Source organism: Stenotrophomonas maltophilia, assembly GCF_039555535.1.
GTDB lineage: Bacteria > Pseudomonadota > Gammaproteobacteria > Xanthomonadales > Xanthomonadaceae > Stenotrophomonas > Stenotrophomonas maltophilia_Q.
The window spans coordinates 4,079,726-4,095,576 of record NZ_CP154630.1; the positions used below are offsets into that span (position 1 = coordinate 4,079,726).

18 protein-coding genes are annotated in these 15,851 nt (G+C 68.0%); 13 read left to right on the plus strand and 5 right to left on the minus strand.

Annotated elements, in window-relative coordinates:
- Positions 1-68 precede the first annotated feature (68 nt).
- Together AASM09_RS18790 and AASM09_RS18795 are read left to right on the plus strand one after the other, a co-directional pair.
- Complete coding sequence (locus AASM09_RS18790) at positions 69-1,172, plus strand: alkene reductase (protein WP_049428274.1); 1,104 nt, start codon at positions 69-71, stop codon at positions 1,170-1,172.
- Between the two features lie 59 nt (positions 1,173-1,231).
- On the plus strand, positions 1,232-1,648 hold the full coding sequence (locus tag AASM09_RS18795) for a VOC family protein (RefSeq protein WP_049428243.1): 417 nt from the start codon (positions 1,232-1,234) through the stop codon (positions 1,646-1,648).
- Between the two features lie 12 nt (positions 1,649-1,660).
- Here the strand turns inward: AASM09_RS18795 and AASM09_RS18800 are convergent, their stop codons facing one another.
- Positions 1,661-2,356, minus strand: a complete 696-nt coding sequence (locus AASM09_RS18800) for a DAPG hydrolase family protein (protein WP_049428248.1) — start codon at positions 2,354-2,356, stop codon at positions 1,661-1,663.
- Positions 2,357-2,430: 74 nt separating this feature from the next.
- Between AASM09_RS18800 and AASM09_RS18805 the strand changes: the two genes are divergently transcribed.
- Positions 2,431-3,093 (plus strand): TetR/AcrR family transcriptional regulator, encoded by a 663-nt coding sequence (locus AASM09_RS18805; RefSeq protein WP_049428251.1) that lies wholly within the window; start codon positions 2,431-2,433, stop codon positions 3,091-3,093.
- Positions 3,094-3,111: 18 nt separating this feature from the next.
- Here AASM09_RS18805 and AASM09_RS18810 read toward each other — a convergent pair whose 3' ends face one another.
- Entirely contained in the window at positions 3,112-3,996 is an 885-nt protein-coding gene (locus AASM09_RS18810) for a LysR family transcriptional regulator (RefSeq protein ID WP_049428253.1), read from the minus strand.
- Positions 3,997-4,103: 107 nt separating this feature from the next.
- Between AASM09_RS18810 and AASM09_RS18815 the strand changes: the two genes are divergently transcribed.
- On the plus strand, positions 4,104-5,162 hold the full coding sequence (locus AASM09_RS18815) for an NAD(P)-dependent alcohol dehydrogenase (protein ID WP_049428257.1): 1,059 nt from the start codon (positions 4,104-4,106) through the stop codon (positions 5,160-5,162).
- 91 nt (positions 5,163-5,253) lie between these two features.
- Here AASM09_RS18815 and AASM09_RS18820 read toward each other — a convergent pair whose 3' ends face one another.
- Positions 5,254-6,618 carry a glutamate--cysteine ligase gene (locus AASM09_RS18820; protein ID WP_049428260.1) on the minus strand — a complete coding sequence of 455 codons (1,365 nt, stop codon included), beginning with the start codon at positions 6,616-6,618 and terminating at the stop codon, positions 5,254-5,256.
- 152 nt (positions 6,619-6,770) lie between these two features.
- Here AASM09_RS18820 and AASM09_RS18825 point away from each other — a divergent pair, with 152 nt between their 5' ends.
- From AASM09_RS18825 to AASM09_RS18835, 3 genes are all read left to right on the plus strand, one after another.
- Positions 6,771-7,475, plus strand: a complete 705-nt coding sequence (locus tag AASM09_RS18825; protein WP_049428264.1) for a VIT1/CCC1 transporter family protein — start codon at positions 6,771-6,773, stop codon at positions 7,473-7,475.
- Positions 7,472-8,296 carry a helix-turn-helix transcriptional regulator gene (locus AASM09_RS18830; RefSeq protein WP_049428266.1) on the plus strand — a complete coding sequence of 275 codons (825 nt, stop codon included), beginning with the start codon at positions 7,472-7,474 and terminating at the stop codon, positions 8,294-8,296. The genes AASM09_RS18825 and AASM09_RS18830 overlap by 4 nt, the downstream gene beginning before the upstream one ends.
- 136 nt (positions 8,297-8,432) lie before the next feature.
- Positions 8,433-9,407 (plus strand): MBL fold metallo-hydrolase, encoded by a 975-nt coding sequence (locus AASM09_RS18835; RefSeq protein WP_049428269.1) that lies wholly within the window; start codon positions 8,433-8,435, stop codon positions 9,405-9,407.
- Between the two features lie 106 nt (positions 9,408-9,513).
- Here AASM09_RS18835 and yihA read toward each other — a convergent pair whose 3' ends face one another.
- Complete coding sequence (yihA, locus tag AASM09_RS18840) at positions 9,514-10,116, minus strand: ribosome biogenesis GTP-binding protein YihA/YsxC (protein WP_049426754.1); 603 nt, start codon at positions 10,114-10,116, stop codon at positions 9,514-9,516.
- A 156-nt stretch (positions 10,117-10,272) separates the two neighbouring features.
- Between yihA and AASM09_RS18845 the strand changes: the two genes are divergently transcribed.
- From AASM09_RS18845 to AASM09_RS18860, 4 genes are all read left to right on the plus strand, one after another.
- Positions 10,273-11,073: a c-type cytochrome gene (locus AASM09_RS18845; RefSeq protein ID WP_049426753.1), complete on the plus strand. Its 801-nt coding sequence runs from the start codon at positions 10,273-10,275 to the stop codon at positions 11,071-11,073.
- A gap of 106 nt (positions 11,074-11,179) precedes the next feature.
- Positions 11,180-11,830 carry a thiol:disulfide interchange protein DsbA/DsbL gene (locus AASM09_RS18850; RefSeq protein WP_005411024.1) on the plus strand — a complete coding sequence of 217 codons (651 nt, stop codon included), beginning with the start codon at positions 11,180-11,182 and terminating at the stop codon, positions 11,828-11,830.
- Positions 11,831-11,936: 106 nt separating this feature from the next.
- Positions 11,937-12,773: a thiol:disulfide interchange protein DsbA/DsbL gene (locus tag AASM09_RS18855; RefSeq protein ID WP_005414471.1), complete on the plus strand. Its 837-nt coding sequence runs from the start codon at positions 11,937-11,939 to the stop codon at positions 12,771-12,773.
- A gap of 53 nt (positions 12,774-12,826) precedes the next feature.
- Complete coding sequence (locus AASM09_RS18860; protein WP_005419292.1) at positions 12,827-13,564, plus strand: endonuclease/exonuclease/phosphatase family protein; 738 nt, start codon at positions 12,827-12,829, stop codon at positions 13,562-13,564.
- Positions 13,565-13,677: 113 nt separating this feature from the next.
- On the opposite strand, the gene AASM09_RS18865 is transcribed toward AASM09_RS18860, so the two are convergent.
- The gene (locus tag AASM09_RS18865; protein WP_049429103.1) at positions 13,678-14,553 is read right to left on the minus strand and encodes an EamA family transporter; all 876 of its coding nucleotides are present in this window, start codon (positions 14,551-14,553) and stop codon (positions 13,678-13,680) included.
- Between the two features lie 72 nt (positions 14,554-14,625).
- On the opposite strand from AASM09_RS18865, the gene AASM09_RS18870 reads away from it, so the two are divergent.
- Positions 14,626-15,108, plus strand: a complete 483-nt coding sequence (locus tag AASM09_RS18870; protein WP_100443679.1) for an Lrp/AsnC family transcriptional regulator — start codon at positions 14,626-14,628, stop codon at positions 15,106-15,108.
- Between the two features lie 77 nt (positions 15,109-15,185).
- Positions 15,186-15,737: a M23 family metallopeptidase gene (locus AASM09_RS18875; protein ID WP_049429406.1), complete on the plus strand. Its 552-nt coding sequence runs from the start codon at positions 15,186-15,188 to the stop codon at positions 15,735-15,737.
- Positions 15,738-15,851: the final 114 nt, after the last annotated feature.

Genomic DNA, 15,851 nt, shown 5'->3' on the forward strand with positions numbered 1-15,851 from the left:
ACCTGCATGTCAACTCCATCCTGTGTGCATCGCGCCGCTGGCGCCTCCCCCACACCGAGATGACCGACATGACCGCCGCCCTCTTCCACCCCTTCGACCTGTCAGGTACCGCCCTGCGCAACCGCATCGCGATGGCCCCGATGACCCGTGCCCGCAACCCCGGTTCGGTCGCCAATGAGCTCACCGCGCAGTACTACCGGCAGCGTGCCAGCGCCGGCCTGATCATCAGCGAAGGCACCCCGGTCTCGCCACAGGGCCAGGGCTACATCGACGTGCCGGGTATCTGGTCAGCCGAGCAGGTGGCCGGTTGGACGCTGGTCACCGAGGCGGTGCATGCCGCTCAGGGCACGATCTTTGCCCAGCTCTGGCACGTCGGCCGCATGTCGCATTCCTCACTGCAGCCCAATGGTGGGCAACCGGTCAGCGCCGGCACGCGCCCGGTGGCCAGCGCACTGAAGAACACCTCGTTCGTCTATCTGGAAGACGGCAGCCGCGGCCATGCCGATCCCACCCCGGCACGTGCACTGGCCACCGACGAGATCCCCGGCATCATTGCCGACTTCGCACGGGGCGCCGACAACGCGATCGCCGCCGGCTTCGACGGCATCGAGCTGCATGCCGCCAATGGCTACCTGTTCGAACAGTTCCTCAACCCGCTCATCAACCAGCGCGACGACCGCTACGGCGGCTCGCTGCCCAACCGCGCGCGGTTGATCCTGGACACCGTCGATGCGATGGCTCAGCGCATCGGTGGTCACCGCATCGGCGTGCGCCTGGCACCGAACAACCTCACCTTCGACATGCCGTTCTACCCCGACAACGAGGCCACCTATCTGTACCTGGCCGAAGAACTGGGCAAGCGCGGGCTGGCCTACGTGCACCTCAACGACAACCTGCAGCAGGGTGAATCGGTGCTGGGCAGCGCGTTCCTGAAGCAGTTCAAACAGGCCTACGGCGGCACCCTGATCCTGGCCGGTGGCATGACACGCACGCGCGCCCTACAGCTGGTCGAGGACGGCACCATCGATCTGGCCGCGTTCGGCCAGCCGTTCATCGCCAACCCGGATCTGGTCGAACGCCTGCGCCACGACATCGCGCTGGCCACGCCCGACCGCAGCACCTATTACGGTGGCGGCGAGGCGGGCTACCTTGATTACCCACGCGCACAGTAGATCCACGCCATGCGTGGATGGGGGCATACACTGCCCACCCACATCCACTGGATCTGACCATGGATACGCCCACCGCAGCGTTCATCGTCAACCTCGACGTCCCCGACCTCGCCGCTGCCGAAGACTTCTACATGCGAGCCTTCGGCCTGCGCGTCGGCCGCCGTCTCGGGCCCGGTGCGGTGGAACTGCTGGGCGGCCCCACCCCGCTGTACCTACTGCAGAACGACCACGGCAGCCCTGCCACCGAGGACGGCGATGTGCGCGATTACGAGCGCCACTGGACGCCGCTGCACCTGGACTGGGTCGTGGATGACATCGAGGCCGCACTGACGCGTGCGGTTGCGGCCGGGGCGACACTCGAGCAGTCCGTGCGCGAGCGTCGCTGGGGCCGCATCGCCGTGCTGGCCGACCCGTTCGGCCACGGCTTCTGCCTCATCCAGTTCAGTGGCGAAGGCTACGACGCGCTGGTCGAATGACCGGCGCGTCGTTCACCATGGCAGTGGCACGGCCTCGCCATTGGCGCGTTCGCCGTAGTACAGCGATGGCAGCAGACGCGAAAGGAAGCTGAACTCCGTATAGCAGTGCTTGAGCAGGCCAAGGCCGACCGCATCGCTGGCATCGCGGTGCGGATCGGCGCTGTCCAGGCCGAGCACGAAGCGGCTGCGCAGCACGCAGCCAAACGGCGTATCGCGCGCCACGTGCAGCATCTGCCCATCGCAGGGATCACCGTTTGCATCCAGGCGCACGTGGTCACCGAAGCCGATGCGCGCGGCGATCAGCGCCGACACGTCACCTGCATCCTGCGCCGCCTGCAGGCGCTCGGGCACCAGCAGCGTGCGCGGGTCGTGGAACTTCAGGCGTGCCGCCACCGGCGGAATATCGGCCAGCGATTCCACCGCGTGGATGCTGGCACCGTGGTAGCTGCGCCCTCGCTGCCAGGCCTCGTCCCAGCCGCGGTGCTCGACATGATCGACCGGGTGCCACCAGCGGATGTGCTGGCTTGTTTCAAAGAAGGTAAACCACCAGTCCAGCATGCGGCCCTTGCAACCGTGCAGATCGGTGCGCACTGCGACCAGCAGAGTGCCGTCTTCGCGGCGCTGGACGCCGGTCTCAAGGTGCATCGGTGCCGGGTCAAGCAGATCGTGGTGGTCCAGCCAGGCGCGGGCGTTCACAGCGGTATCCATGGGGGTCTCCTGGGGTTGGGAGATCCGACAATACGGAAACGTTCATCGTTTCGCAATTACTCGGGTGCGGTAAGATGGGTGTAATGAACAGCACCGCCCTGCCCGATCCCGTCGCCCCCGCCCGCCGCCGTGGACGCCCCGCGCGACCGGAAGCCGAAGTCCGCCACGCCGTGCTGCAGGCTACGCTGGAGCTGCTGCTGGCACAGGGTTACGAGGCCACCACGATCGAAGCGGTGGCGGCGCATGCCGGGGTGGCAAAGAAGACCGTGTACCGCCATGCCAGCAACCGCGAGGAACTGGTCGGGTTGGCGGTGCGTGAGTGGACCGACGGCTTCGCGCCACAGTTGCAGCGCGATGCGCGCGATGCCGACGAGGTGGTGCCGTTGCTGCAGGACATCCTGCAGGCGGTGTGCGCGCAGGCGCTATCGGCGCAGGCGGTGCAGGTGTTCCGGCTGCTGGCCACCGATTTTCCCGGCAAAGACGCGCTGCTGCAGGCCTATCTGGACAACGGCATCGAGCGCGGCCGAGCGCTGCTGGCCGACTGGCTGGCGCGGCAGCAGCAGCGTGGGCTGCTGCGTGAGGGGGATTCGGCGCGCATGGCGCGGCTGATCCTGGCGATGACGGTGGCCGAACCGCTACGCGAACGCGTGATCGGGGTGGCGGCCGAGGATGCGCCGGTGGATGCGCACCTGCGTGAGTGCCTGGCGTTGTTGGCGCCGGTGTTGCAGGGGCCGTAGGGTTGCCCCATCCACGATTCACTCGCGCAGCATGTCCACGAACGCGCGCAGCGCGCCGGGCATCTGCCGCTGCTTCGGGTAGTACAACGCGAATCCCGCGAACGGTTCGCTCCAGTCTTCCAGCACCGCCACCATCTGCCCCGATTCGATGTAGGGCCGTGCGGTGTCTTCCAGCACATAGGCCAGGCCGATGCCATCGAGCACCGCGCCGACCACGGTGCCCTGCTCGCCCAGCGTCAACCGCCCCGGCACGTCGATTTCCAGCGCCTGCCCAGCGCGCTCGAACTGCCACTTGTACAGATGGCCACTGGCAAAGCGGAAACGGATGCACTCGTGTGCAGCCAGGTCACGCGGATGCTGCGGTGCCGGGTGCCGGCGCAGGTAGTCCGGCGCACCGACAATCAGCCCACGCAGCGGCGGCCCCATCGGCACCGCCACCATGTCCTCGGGCACGAACTCGTGCAGGCGCACGCCGGCGTCGTAGCCCTCGGCGACGATGTCGACCAGGCCATCGTTCTCGGTCAGTTCCACCCGCACGTCAGGATGGGCGTGCAGGAAGCGCGCCAGCCTCGGACCCAACTGGGTCGCCACGGCAGCGCGCGTCGCATTGATCCGCAGCAGGCCGGCCGGGGCGGCACGGAACTGGTTCATCTCCTCCAGCGCGTCATGCACCTGCCCCAGCGCCGGCTGCAACCGCTCCAGCAGGCGCTGCCCGGCCTCGGTCAGGGCCACGCTGCGGGTGGTGCGATGGAACAGGCCCACGCCCAACCGTTCCTCCAGCGCGCGGATCGCATAGCTCACCGCCGAGGTCGACAGAGCCAGTTCGGCACCGGCACGGCGGAAACTGCGATGACGGGCCACCGCGGCGAACGCGGCCAGATGGGTGAGGTTGTCAGTGGCCATGATTGTGCAGTTTCACTTGATGAATCATGCCGATATCCGCGCTTCTTGCCGCTGGGAACGGGGCGTATTGTAAAACGCCTTTCGACAAACCCTGCCAAGGATTCCCCATGTCCCTCGCCCGTGGTTACGCCGCCCATTCACATACCGACCCGCTGGTTCCGTACGAGTTCGAACGCCGCGCGGTCGGCCCGGACGATGTGCGCATCGAGATCCTCTACAGCGGCATCTGCCACTCCGACCTGCACCAGGCCCGCGACGACTGGGGTGGCTCGATCTACCCGATGGTGCCGGGCCACGAGATCATCGGCCGCGTGACCGAGGTCGGCAGCAACGTCACCCGCTTCAAGGTCGGCGACCACGCCGGCGTGGGCTGCATGGTCGACTCGTGCCGCCACTGCGACGCCTGCGAGCACGACCTGGAGCAGTACTGCGCCGAAGGCGCGACCTGGACCTACAACGGCCGTGAACGCGAAAGCGGCGCACCGACCTACGGCGGCTATTCCGACCACGTGGTGGTCGAGCAGCGCTTCGTGGTGAAGGTATCCGACACCCTCGACCTGAAGGCGGCCGCCCCGCTGCTGTGCGCCGGCATCACCACCTGGTCGCCGCTGCGCCACTGGAAGGTCGGCCCGGGCCAGAAGGTTGGCGTGATCGGCCTCGGTGGCCTCGGCCACATGGGCGTGAAGTTCGCCAAGGCACTCGGCGCGCACGTGGTGATGATCACCACCACCCCGGAAAAGGGTGCCGACGCCAAGCGCCTGGGCGCCGATGAGGTGCTGGTCTCGCGCGATGCCGCGCAGATGAAGGCGCACGCCGGCAGCTTCGACTTCCTGCTCAACACCATCCCGGTTGGCCATGACACCAACCCGTACATGGGCCTGCTCAAGCGCGAGGCCACCATGTGCCTGGTCGGCGTGCTGACCGAACTGGACCCGCCGCTGACCGGCGGCAGTGTGATCTTCGGCCGCAAGCACCTGACCGGCTCGGCGATCGGCGGCATGGCCGAGACCCAGGAAATGATGGACTTCTGTGCCGAGCACGGCATCGTCAGCGACGTCGAGATGATCGACATCAAGAACGTCAACGAAGCCTGGGAACGCATGGCGAAGAACGATGTGCGCTACCGCTTCGTGATCGACATGGCGACGATGAAGAACGCAGCCTGATCCAAGGCAGATGTGAAAAAGAAAAACCCCGGCAATGCCGGGGTTTTTCTTCTGGCAGTGCCAGCCGCTGGCCGGTAACCCCGCATGGTGGTCAGTACGCGAACTCGCGGAACACCGGATCCACATCGCCGTGCCAGCGGCCATGGAACAGCGCCAGCTTGCGCTCGGCCGGGGTCAGCCCCGATTCGACGATCTCCTGCAGCACGTCCAGGAACTTGCTCTCGTCCTGGCCATCGGCATTGCGCGCTGCCCGGCGCTTGAGGCCTTCCACCGAAATCTTCACCGCCTCGCGGGCCAAGTCGCGCACCGTGCCGTTGCGGAACGGCAGGTTCATCGCATGCTTCGGTACACCGTCGCGCAGCGCATGGCGCTCGGCCAGGGTGAAGTCGCGCACCAGGTCCCAGGCGGCATCCAGCGCGGTGTCGTCGTACAGCAGGCCCACCCAGAACGCCGGCAGCGCACACAGGCGGCTCCACGGGCCACCATCGGCGCCGCGCATTTCCAGGTATTTCTTCAGGCGCACTTCCGGGAACGCGGTGGTCATGTGGTCCGACCAGTCGCGCAGCGTCGGCAGCGCACCCGGCAGCACCGGCAGCTTGCCCTGCATGAAATCGCGGAAGCTCTGCCCGCTGGCGTCGTGGTAGATGCCATCGCGGTAGGAGAAGTACATCGGCACGTCGAGCAGGTAATCGACATAGCGCTCGTAACCGAAGCCCTCCTCGAACACGAAGTCGAGCATGCCGGTGCGATCGGCGTCGGTGTCGGTCCAGATGTGCGAGCGATAGCTCAGGTAGCCGTTCGGCTTGCCTTCGGTGAACGGCGAATCGGCAAACAGCGCGGTGGCGATCGGCTGCAGCGCCAGCGACACGCGGAACTTCTTCACCATGTCCGCTTCGGTGGCGTAGTCCAGGTTCACCTGTACCGTGCAGGTGCGGGTCATCATGTCCAGGCCGAGCGAGCCGACCTTGGGCATGTACGAGCGCATGATCTTGTAGCGGCCCTTCGGCATCCACGGCATCTCGTCGCGCTTCCACTTCGGCTGGAAACCCATGCCGAGGAAACCCAGCTGCAATTCGCCTGCCACCTGCGCCACTTCATTGAGGTGGGTGCCGGTCTCCACGCAGGTCTGGTGGATGGTCTCCAGCGCTGCGCCGGACAGTTCCAGCTGACCGGCCGGTTCCAGCGTCACCGACGCACCATCGCGCAGCAGGGCGATGGTGTTGCCGTTCTCCTGCACCGGCTCCCAGCCGAAGCGGACCAGGCCATTGAGCAGCGCTTCGATGCCACGCTCGCCCTCGAAGGTCGGCGGCCGCAGGTCGTCCAGGCGGAATCCGAACTTCTCGTGCTCGGTACCAATGCGCCACTGCGCACGGGGCTTCTCGCCGGAGGCGATCACCTCCACCAGCTGCGAGCGGTCGGTAATGGGGGTATCGGCGACGTGGCTGGGGCTCGACAAGGGGAAGGCTCGCTGGACAGTGGCAGGGGATGTGGGGCCCGGGGCCTTCCATCGCAAGGGCGCACTATAGCGTGGCACCCCGTTGCGTCATGCGACGGTGACGGGTTTCAGCATCCTACCGACGCCCTCTTGACCCTCGTACACTCAGGGTCATGAGCCGCCATTCACGACACCCCGAACTGCACCGCTCCGAGCGCGTCGGCTGGCTGCGTGCCGCCGTGCTGGGGGCCAACGATGGCATTGTCTCGGTGGCTGGCCTGGTGGTTGGTGTGGCCGCCAGCGGCGCTTCGGCCAGCACGATCCTGGCCACCGGTGTGGCCGGCACCGTGGCCGGCGCGATGTCGATGGCCGCCGGCGAATACGTCTCGGTGCAGACCCAGGCCGACACCGAAGACGCCGACCTGGCGATGGAAAAGCGCGAGCTGCACGAAGACCCGCACAGCGAACTGGAAGAGCTGGCCGGAATCTACCGCCACCGCGGCCTGGACCCGGCGCTGGCACGGCAGGTGGCTGAGCAGCTCACCGCACACGATGCACTGGGGGCGCACGCCCGCGACGAACTGGGCATCACCGATACCCTGCGCGCGCGCCCGTTGCAGGCGGCGTTGGCTTCGGCTGGAGCCTTCACCTGCGGCGCCGCGCTGCCGGTGCTGACGTCCCTGCTCGCCCCGGTGGACAAGGTTGCGATGATCACCACCGGCAGCACCCTGCTGGGCCTGTGCCTGACCGGTGCGATGGCGGCCCGCGCCGGCGGCGCACCGCCTGTCCGCGGGGCGATCCGGGTGATGTTCTGGGGTGCACTGGCAATGGCCGCCGCTGCAGGCGTCGGACGCCTGTTCGGCGCCCACGTGGCATGACCGGCATGCTGCCGCCAGTTGCCGCGCTGCTGGCCGAGATGGCCAGCCTGGCCGGCTGCGAACGCGCCGAAGGCTATGCCTGCATCACCGCACGCCGCGAGCACGGCGCCAGTTCGGTGGAGATTCCGCAACCCCAGTTCGCGATCCTGCTGGAAGGCCGCAAGCAGGTACGCACCGCGCACCAGTCACTGGAGTTCGTGCCCGGCGACATCCTGCTGCTCACCCAGCGTTGCCGCATCGATGTGGTCAACACCCCCGACCCGCGCAGCGGCCGCTACCTCAGTGCCATCGTGCCGCTGTGTGCTGAAGTGCTGGCGGCGGCGCGCACGCTGTGGAGCGAAGCACTGCCCAGCGCAGGCACGGCGATGGCGCGCCTGCCGTTGATCGAACATGGCGTGGTGCTGCGGCAGTGGCGGCAATCGCTGCAGGACGGGCGTTACAGCGAAGCACGATTGGCGCTGGCGTCGTTGGTACTGACGCTGTGCCGGCAGGGGCATGGCAGCCTGCTGCTGCCGCAGGCCCCGAGCCTGGGCGAACAGATCCGCGACCGCATCGCTGCCGAACCCGCACGCGACTGGCAATCGCGCGATGTCGAGGAACAGTTCGCGCTGAGCGGTGCAACCCTGCGCCGCCGTCTTGCCGCCGAGGACACCAGCCTGCGCCAGCTGCTCACCGAGGCGCGGCTGGCGCATGGCATGCAGCTGCTCTACACCACCGACCTGCCGCTGAAGACCGTGGCAGCGCGCGCGGGCTACCGCTCTGCGGCCAGTTTCAGCAGGCGCTTCGCCGAGCAGTACGGGCTGGCTCCCACAGACATCTGAGGGGGTTCGGCAGGGCTTGCAGCCCTGCAGACACCCCCTTCCCTGAGCATTCCGCGCAGTGGTTTGAGCGCCGCGCACACGCCCGCCACGGCACTCTGGGCACAACGGAACCGCCCGTCATCCACCGAGAACCGCCATGACCCTGCGTCCCCTGCCGCTGCGCACCGCCCTGCTGCTGGCACTGTCCTCCCTGCCGCTGGCCGCGCTGGCCGAGGCCACCTCGCCCGCCCCCACCCAGCAGGTGCCCGGCGTCTACCACCAGCGCGTCGGTGCGCTGCAGGTCACCGCCCTGTTCGACGGCGTGGTCGCACTCGGCAGGCAGGAAGTGGTGGACGTGCCGCCGACGCTGGTCAGCCGCCTGCTGGAAGGCCGTTACGTGCCGGAAGACAAGAAGGGCCTGCAGACCGCGATCAATGCGTTCCTGATCCGCCAGGGCAACCACCTGACCCTGGTCGACACCGGCACCGCGCAGTGCTTTGGCCCCGGCCTGGGCCAGGTGCTGGGCAATCTGCGCGCCTCCGGCGTGGACCCGGCCGAGGTGGATGAGGTGCTGCTGACCCACGCCCATCCGGACCACCTGTGCGGCGTACTCGACGCGCAGGGCAAGCCGGCCTATCCCAATGCCACGGTGTGGCTGTCCAAGGCGGATGCCGATTACTGGCTCAACCCAGCCAGCGAGGCCACCGCGCCGAAGGGCGTGCGCTTCGCCTTCCCGCTGGCACGCAATGCGGTCGCGCCATACCAGGCCAGCGGCCACCTGCGCACCTTCAGCCCCGGCGACGCCCTGCCCGGCGGCGCGGTGGCGATGGACACCCATGGCCATACGCCCGGCCATGTCTCTTACCGGTTCGACAGCCAGGGCCAGTCACTGCTGGTATGGGGTGATGTGCTGCACTTCCATGCGGTGCAGTTCGCGCACCCGGAGGCGGCATTCGAGGCCGATTCGGACCGCACAGCGGCGATCGCCAGCCGTCGCGGGCTGCTGCAGCAGGCCACCGCCCACGGTTGGTGGGTGGCCGGCGCGCACCTGCCGTTCCCCGGCCTGGGCCACGTGCGCAGCGAAGGCCAGGCATATGCCTGGGTGCCGGCGGAGTATTCGCCGTTGAAATGAGCCAATGAGCCCTTGTAGAGCCGAGCCCATGCTCGGCTACCGGGGCCTGGCCGCGCTGCGCGCGGCAGCCGAGCGTGGGCTCGGCTCTACAGGAAAACCGGAAGCCTTACTCCAGCCCCAGCCAGCCGCCGATCACGCCACGGGCTTCGTCCACGCCGGTGCGGTCCTCGCCGGAGAACACCTGCACGCTGACGCTGTCGCCGTAGGCCGAGTGCAGTTCCTTGCGCACCTTCTGCAGGGTCTGCATCTGCTGGCTGCGGCTGAGCTTGTCGGCCTTGGTCAGCAGGGCGTGCGCCGGCAGGCCGCGCTGCACGGCGTAGGACAGCATCTGCCGGTCGTAGTCCTTCAGCGGATGGCGGATGTCCATCACCACCACCAGCCCCTTCAGGGCTTCGCGGGTGCGGAAATACCTGTCGATGAAGGCCTGCCAGTGCGCCTGCAGGTCCAGCGGCACCTTTGCATAGCCATAACCTGGCAGGTCGACCAGATGCGCTTCCGGGGTGACCTGGAAGAACACCAGCTGCTGGGTACGGCCAGGGGTCTTGGAGACACGGGCCAGGGCGTTCTGGCGGGTCAGCGCGTTGAGCGCACTGGACTTGCCGGCGTTGGAGCGGCCGGCGAAGGCCACTTCGGCCCCTTCGTCGGGCGGCAGCTGCCGCACGTTGTGGGCCGAAAGGTGGTAACGGGCGCGTTCGATGAGCAATGACATGTGCCTAGGATCGCATGTTGCGGCGCCGCGCGCCCGTGCCGGCGGCCCCTGCGGGCATTTTGCTGCACTGCTGCGTTGACCGTGCGCGGAAACGGCGTTGATAATCCGGGCGATGCCGGCGGCCACCGCCCGGCCCGGTCCATACGGAGCTTCAGCATGCGCCACGCTCGCGTTCTTGCCGTATCCGCCCTTGCCACTGCTGTAGTCGTTGCCGCTGCTGCGTTCGCGCAGACCACGTTGACCCCGCTGCCCGACAACGGGCCGATCAACACCGCCTCGCTGGAGGTGGACTTCAGCAAGACCCACTGGGGCGATGCCAAGGCTGGCCAGACCAAGGCTTCGGCCTGTGCGGCCTGTCATGGCGCCGACGGAAATGCCACGGTCGAGATGTATCCGTCCATCGCCGGCCAGAGCGAACGCTACGTGGCCCAGCAGATGGCCCTGATCGCCAACGGCCAGCGCAGTTCCGGCGCGGCGGTGGCGATGGTCCCGTTCGTGCAGAACCTCACGCCGCAGGACATGCGCGACATCGGCGCGTTCTTCGCCACGCAGAAGGCCACCGCCGGTATCGCCGACGACACGGCGGTCACCGACGGCCCGTACAAGGGCATGAAGTTCTACGAGATCGGCCAGCAGCTGTACCGCGGCGGAGACGCCAAGCGCGGCCTGCCGGCCTGCATGGCGTGCCACGGCCCCAGCGGTGCCGGTAATCCAGGTCCGGCCTATCCGCACATCGGTGGTCAGCACGCCAGCTATGTCGCGCGCCGCCTGCAGGAATACCAGGCCGGCCAGACCAACGAGACCGACAAGGCCCACTTCCAGATCATGGCGACAGTCGCGCAGAAGCTGAGCGAGCAGGAGGTGCAGGCGCTGTCGAGCTACCTGCAGGGTCTGCACAACAAGGCCGACGATGTGGCCACTGCCCCCCCGTCGGCGCAACCGGCTGCCGCCCCCTGACCACCACTGGTCGGCCCGGGCCGCCACCACGGCCCGCGCCTGCGGTATGTTTCCTTCACGCCGGCGACTGCGCCGGCGTTGCTTTTTTCAACGGAGATGCGTGTCGATGAGGTTGATTTCCCGCCTGCTGTTGTCCGTGCTGGTGCTGCTGCCGCTGGCAGCCTGCGCCGCTACCCCCGCCAATGCCCCGCTGGTCGAGGGCAAAGACTACGAGCGCATCGCCCAGCCGGGCCCGTTCCAGCCGCTGGCCGGCAAGATCGAGGTGGTCGAGGTCTTCGGCTACACCTGCCCGCATTGCGCCCACTTCGAACCGCAGCTGGAAGCCTGGGCGGCCAAGCTGCCGGCCGACGTGCGCTTCACCCCGGTCCCGGCAGCCTTCGGTGGCGCCTGGGATGCCTGGGCACTGGCCTACTACGCCGCCGACGAGGTCGGCGTGGCCAAGCGCAGCCACGCTGCCGTGTTCAAGGCCCTGCACGAGCAGGGATCGCTGCCGATGCAGAACGTCTCGGCCGATGAGCTCGCCACCTTCTACAAGGCGTATGGCGTGACCCCGGACCGTTACCTGCAGGCCCTGCGCGGCGACGCCGTACAGAAGAAGGTCGATGCCGCGCGCGCGTTCGCCCAGCGCACCAGGATCCCGGGGACCCCGGCGCTGATCATCAACGGCCAGTACCTGGTGCGTGGCAACAGCTTCGACGACCAGCTGCGCATCGCCTCGGCGCTGATCGCCCAGGCCCGCGCTGCCCGCGGCCGCTGAACCAACACCCACCACCGACACGGCGCTGTCGCCGCCGCATGTCATCATTTCCCTCTGGCCGGCGCCTGGCGCCGGCCCCACCATTCCAGATGCTGGAGACGTTTCCATGAAGATCCGTTACGCCCTCGCCCTCGCAGCGCTGCTGCCGATCCTGGCTGCCTGCAAGGCTGATGACGGCAGCACCAACACCACCGCGGCCCCGGCCGAACCGGCTGCAGCCCCGGCAGCCACCACCGAACCGGCTGCTGCGCCGGCGGCGGGCAGCGAAGGCGCCGCGCCGGCTGCCGCTGAAGGCGAGAAGGCCCCGGCCGAAGCGGCTCCGGCCACCGCACCGGCCCCGACCACCGCCGCACTGACCGGCCCGGCCCCGGTGGAAGGTGCCGACTACCAGGTGATCCCGAACGGCCAGCCGTTCCAGCCGGCCACCGGCAAGATCGAAGTGACCGAGATCTTCGGCTACGTCTGCCCGGCCTGCGCCGCATTCCAGCCGCTGGTCGGCCCGTGGAAGGCCGGCCTGCCGAGCGACGTGAACTTCGTCTACGTGCCGGCCATGTTCGGCGGCACCTGGGATGACTACGCCCGTGCCTTCTACGCCGCGCAGACCCTGGGCGTGCAGGAGAAGACCCACGAAGCGCTGTACGCCGCCATCCACTCGCAGAAGACCCTGAAGGGCGAGCGCGGCCGTGATTCGGTGGAAGACATCGCCAAGTTCTACGGTGCCTACGGCGTGGATCCGAAGCAGTTCGCCGCCACCATGGGCAGCTTCGCGGTGAATGCCAAGACCAACTCGGCCAAGCAGTTCGCGCAGCGCAGCCAGATCAGCGGCACCCCGTCGATCATCGTCAACGGCAAGTACCTGGTGAAGGGCAAGAGCTTCCCGGACATGCTGCGCATCGCCGACCACCTGATCGCCCGCGAACGCGGTGCGGCCCAGGCTCACTGATCCAAGAGAAGCATTTCCCGGCCGTGAATTCCCCCCGTACACGGACCCTGCGCTTGCTGACGGCCAACATCCAGGCCGGCTCAAGTACCCGCCGCTACAGCGACTATGTGACCCGCAGCTGGTCACATGCGCTGCCGGCGGGTCGCAAGCGCAGCAGCCTTGACGCGATCGCCACCCTGGCGCGCGAACATGACATCGTCGGCCTGCAGGAGGCCGATCCGGGCAGCCTGCGCTCGGGCTTCACCAACCAGACCCACTACCTGGCCCAGCGCGCCGGCTTCAATTACTGGAGCCACCAGCCCAACCGGCGCATGGGCGGGGTCGCCTCCAGCGCCAACGGCCTGTTGAGCAAGCTGGAACCGGTTGAAGTGCAGGATCACGCCCTGCCCGGCCGCATCGGCGGGCGCGGCGTGCTGCTGGCCAAGTTCGGCGACGGCGCCGACGGCCTGGCAGTCGCAGTGGCGCATCTGTCGCTGGGCGCGGGCTCGCGGATGTCGCAGCTGGGCTTCATCGCCGAGCTGCTGTCCGACCACCCGAACGCGGTGCTGATGGGCGACTTCAACTGCCTGGCCGAGCGCCCGGAAATGCAGGTGCTGTACCAGAAGACCCGGCTGCAGCCGCCAGGTTGCATCGTGCCGACCTTCCCCAGCTGGCGCCCGGACCGCGCCATCGACCACATCCTGGTCAGCAGCGGCCTGCAGACCCGCACCGTGGAAGCCGTACCGGCCGCGTTCTCCGATCACCTCGCCCTGGCGATGCAGATCGACGTCCCGGCCGACGCCCTGCGCTGACCGCACCCGGCAGGCGCCAACCTTGGTTGGCTTGTTGCCCAAGAGCTGCGGACAGCCGCTCTTGTGGGTGCGGACCGTTGGTCCGCACGCTCTCCGCCGGGCATGGCCCGGCGCTACCCGGCCTGCGCGATCGGCCCCTTCAAGCGCCTTGCCGTCATCGTGCTGCCCACCGAGGCGAGCACCGTGCAGCCGATCGCCAGCCACTGCAGCCCGTGCAGGTGCTCGTGCAGCAGCAGCATCGCCCACAGCGCGGCCACCGCCGGTTCCATGCTGATCAGGATGCCGAAGGTCTCCTTCGGCAGGCGCTTGAGCGCCATCATCTCCAGCGACATCGGGATCGCACTGGACACCAGTGCCACCAGCAGGCCCGTCGCGAGGATCTTCGGATCGAGCAGCGCGGCACCGGCATGCACCACGCCCACCGGCACCACCACCAGCGACGCGGCCAGCAGCCCCAGCGACACCGAATGCCCGGCATGCAGATGGCCGGCACGCTTGCCGAACACGATGTACAGGCCCCAGCAGGCCGCCGCGCCCATCGCGTACAGCACACCGGCCGGGTCCAGCGCCGGCCCGCCGCCGATCGGCAGCAGCAACAGCAGCCCCAGCGCCGCGCACCCCACCCAGAGGAAATCGATCGGACGTCGTGATGACAGCATCGCCACCGTCAACGGCCCGGTGAATTCGATGGCCACCGCGATGCCGAAGGGAATGGTGCGCAGGGCCATGTAGAACAGCAGGTTCATCAGGCCCAGAGTGAGCCCGTAGCGCAGGATGGTGACGGCATCCGGGCGGCTGGTCTTCCAGCGCCATGGTCGCCAGAACAGCAGCAGCAACAACGCGGAAAAGCCCACGCGCAGCGCGCTGGTGCCTTGCGCACCGATCAGCGGGAACAGGTGTTTTGCGTAGGAAGTGCCGATGGCCAGCGAGGTGACCGAGCCGAGCACCGCCAGCGCCGGCAACATCGGCGCGAGTCGTGAGGTCTGCATGCGCAAAGTCTATTGCGTCACCGCCGAGCACTTGGCTCAATTGACAGCCTGTTCGTGCAACTTCTGCTCGCCATGGCCACCGCTCCCGTGTTCGACAGTTTCGACCGCGCCATCCTCGACCTCCTGCAGCGGAACAACACCCTGCCGCAGCGCGAAATCGCCGAGGCCGTGCACCTGTCCACCCCGGCCGTGCAACGCCGCATCAAGCGCCTGCAGGACAGTGGCGTGATCGCCGCCAACGTGGCGGTGGTCGCCGCAGCCAAGGTCGGGCGGCCGCTGACCATCATCGTCGAGGTGCGCGTGGTCAGCGAGCAGCGCGAACGCGTGGCGCCGTTCAAGCGACGCGTGCAGAACGACCCGGCGGTACAGCAGTGCTATTCGATCACCGGCGACGGCGATTTCCTGCTGCTGCTTTCGGCCGCGTCGATGGAAGAATACGAGGCGATCACCGAGCGGTTGTTCGGCGGCGATGACAACATCGAGCGCTTCCGCACATCGGTAGCACTGGGCACGCTGAAGCGGAGTTTCGAGGTGCCGCTGCTGCGGGTGCCGTAGCGTCGAGCCATGCTCGACGGCTTTGGGGCCGCAAGGCAACAGCAGTCGAGCATGGCTCGACTCTACAATCGAAAACCATGAGCACAACGCCCTCCCCCGCCCGTCGCCTGCGCCGCTGGTTGCTGCGTGGCCTGTGGCTGGCCATTGCGCTCGTCGCCGCGATGACGCTGTGGAACAGCCCATGGGCGGTCGCACCGAAGATGCTGTGGGCGCTCTCGCGGATGCCGCCGGCCACGCAACTACCGGTGCCGGTGGACGGCGTGCGGCCACGCCAGATCGCCGATACCTTCGGCGCGCCACGTGGCCGTGACCGCTCCCACGCCGGCATCGACATCTTCGCCAAACGCGGCACCCCAGTGCGCAGCGCCACGGCCGGTGTCGTCGCGGATGTCAGCGAACGCGGGCTCGGCGGGCGTCAGGTCTGGGTGATCGGGCCCGGGCGCGAACGCTACTACTACGCGCATCTGGAGGACTGGGCCGACGGCCTGGCACGCGGCCAGGTGGTGCAACCCGGCGATCTGCTCGGCCATGTCGGCGACAGCGGCAACGCCAAGGGCACGCCGCCGCACCTGCACTGGGGCGTCTACGGCACCGACGGCGCGCGAAACCCGCTGCCATTGCTGCGCTGACTGCCACTGCACACCCGCAGATCGATCTGTTCATGATTTGTAAATAGGAATAGTTCGTATTACCATTTCTTTCGTTTCCGGTGGTGCCAGGACGGCCTGCCCGTCCGTTTCCCA

Coding starts and splice junctions, on each gene's coding strand:
- AASM09_RS18810 (WP_049428253.1), bottom strand. CDS start 3,996: ATGGCCACTGACAACCTCACCCATCTGGCCGCGTTCGCCGCGGTGGCC.
- AASM09_RS18875 (WP_049429406.1), top strand. CDS start 15,186: ATGAGCACAACGCCCTCCCCCGCCCGTCGCCTGCGCCGCTGGTTGCTG.
- AASM09_RS18850 (WP_005411024.1), top strand. CDS start 11,180: ATGAGGTTGATTTCCCGCCTGCTGTTGTCCGTGCTGGTGCTGCTGCCG.
- AASM09_RS18830 (WP_049428266.1), top strand. CDS start 7,472: ATGACCGGCATGCTGCCGCCAGTTGCCGCGCTGCTGGCCGAGATGGCC.
- AASM09_RS18805 (WP_049428251.1), top strand. CDS start 2,431: ATGGGTGTAATGAACAGCACCGCCCTGCCCGATCCCGTCGCCCCCGCC.
- AASM09_RS18815 (WP_049428257.1), top strand. CDS start 4,104: ATGTCCCTCGCCCGTGGTTACGCCGCCCATTCACATACCGACCCGCTG.
- AASM09_RS18855 (WP_005414471.1), top strand. CDS start 11,937: ATGAAGATCCGTTACGCCCTCGCCCTCGCAGCGCTGCTGCCGATCCTG.
- AASM09_RS18845 (WP_049426753.1), top strand. CDS start 10,273: ATGCGCCACGCTCGCGTTCTTGCCGTATCCGCCCTTGCCACTGCTGTA.
- AASM09_RS18825 (WP_049428264.1), top strand. CDS start 6,771: ATGAGCCGCCATTCACGACACCCCGAACTGCACCGCTCCGAGCGCGTC.
- AASM09_RS18870 (WP_100443679.1), top strand. CDS start 14,626: ATGGCCACCGCTCCCGTGTTCGACAGTTTCGACCGCGCCATCCTCGAC.
- yihA (WP_049426754.1), bottom strand. CDS start 10,116: ATGTCATTGCTCATCGAACGCGCCCGTTACCACCTTTCGGCCCACAAC.
- AASM09_RS18865 (WP_049429103.1), bottom strand. CDS start 14,553: ATGCAGACCTCACGACTCGCGCCGATGTTGCCGGCGCTGGCGGTGCTC.
- AASM09_RS18795 (WP_049428243.1), top strand. CDS start 1,232: ATGGATACGCCCACCGCAGCGTTCATCGTCAACCTCGACGTCCCCGAC.
- AASM09_RS18790 (WP_049428274.1), top strand. CDS start 69: ATGACCGCCGCCCTCTTCCACCCCTTCGACCTGTCAGGTACCGCCCTG.
- AASM09_RS18800 (WP_049428248.1), bottom strand. CDS start 2,356: ATGGATACCGCTGTGAACGCCCGCGCCTGGCTGGACCACCACGATCTG.
- AASM09_RS18835 (WP_049428269.1), top strand. CDS start 8,433: ATGACCCTGCGTCCCCTGCCGCTGCGCACCGCCCTGCTGCTGGCACTG.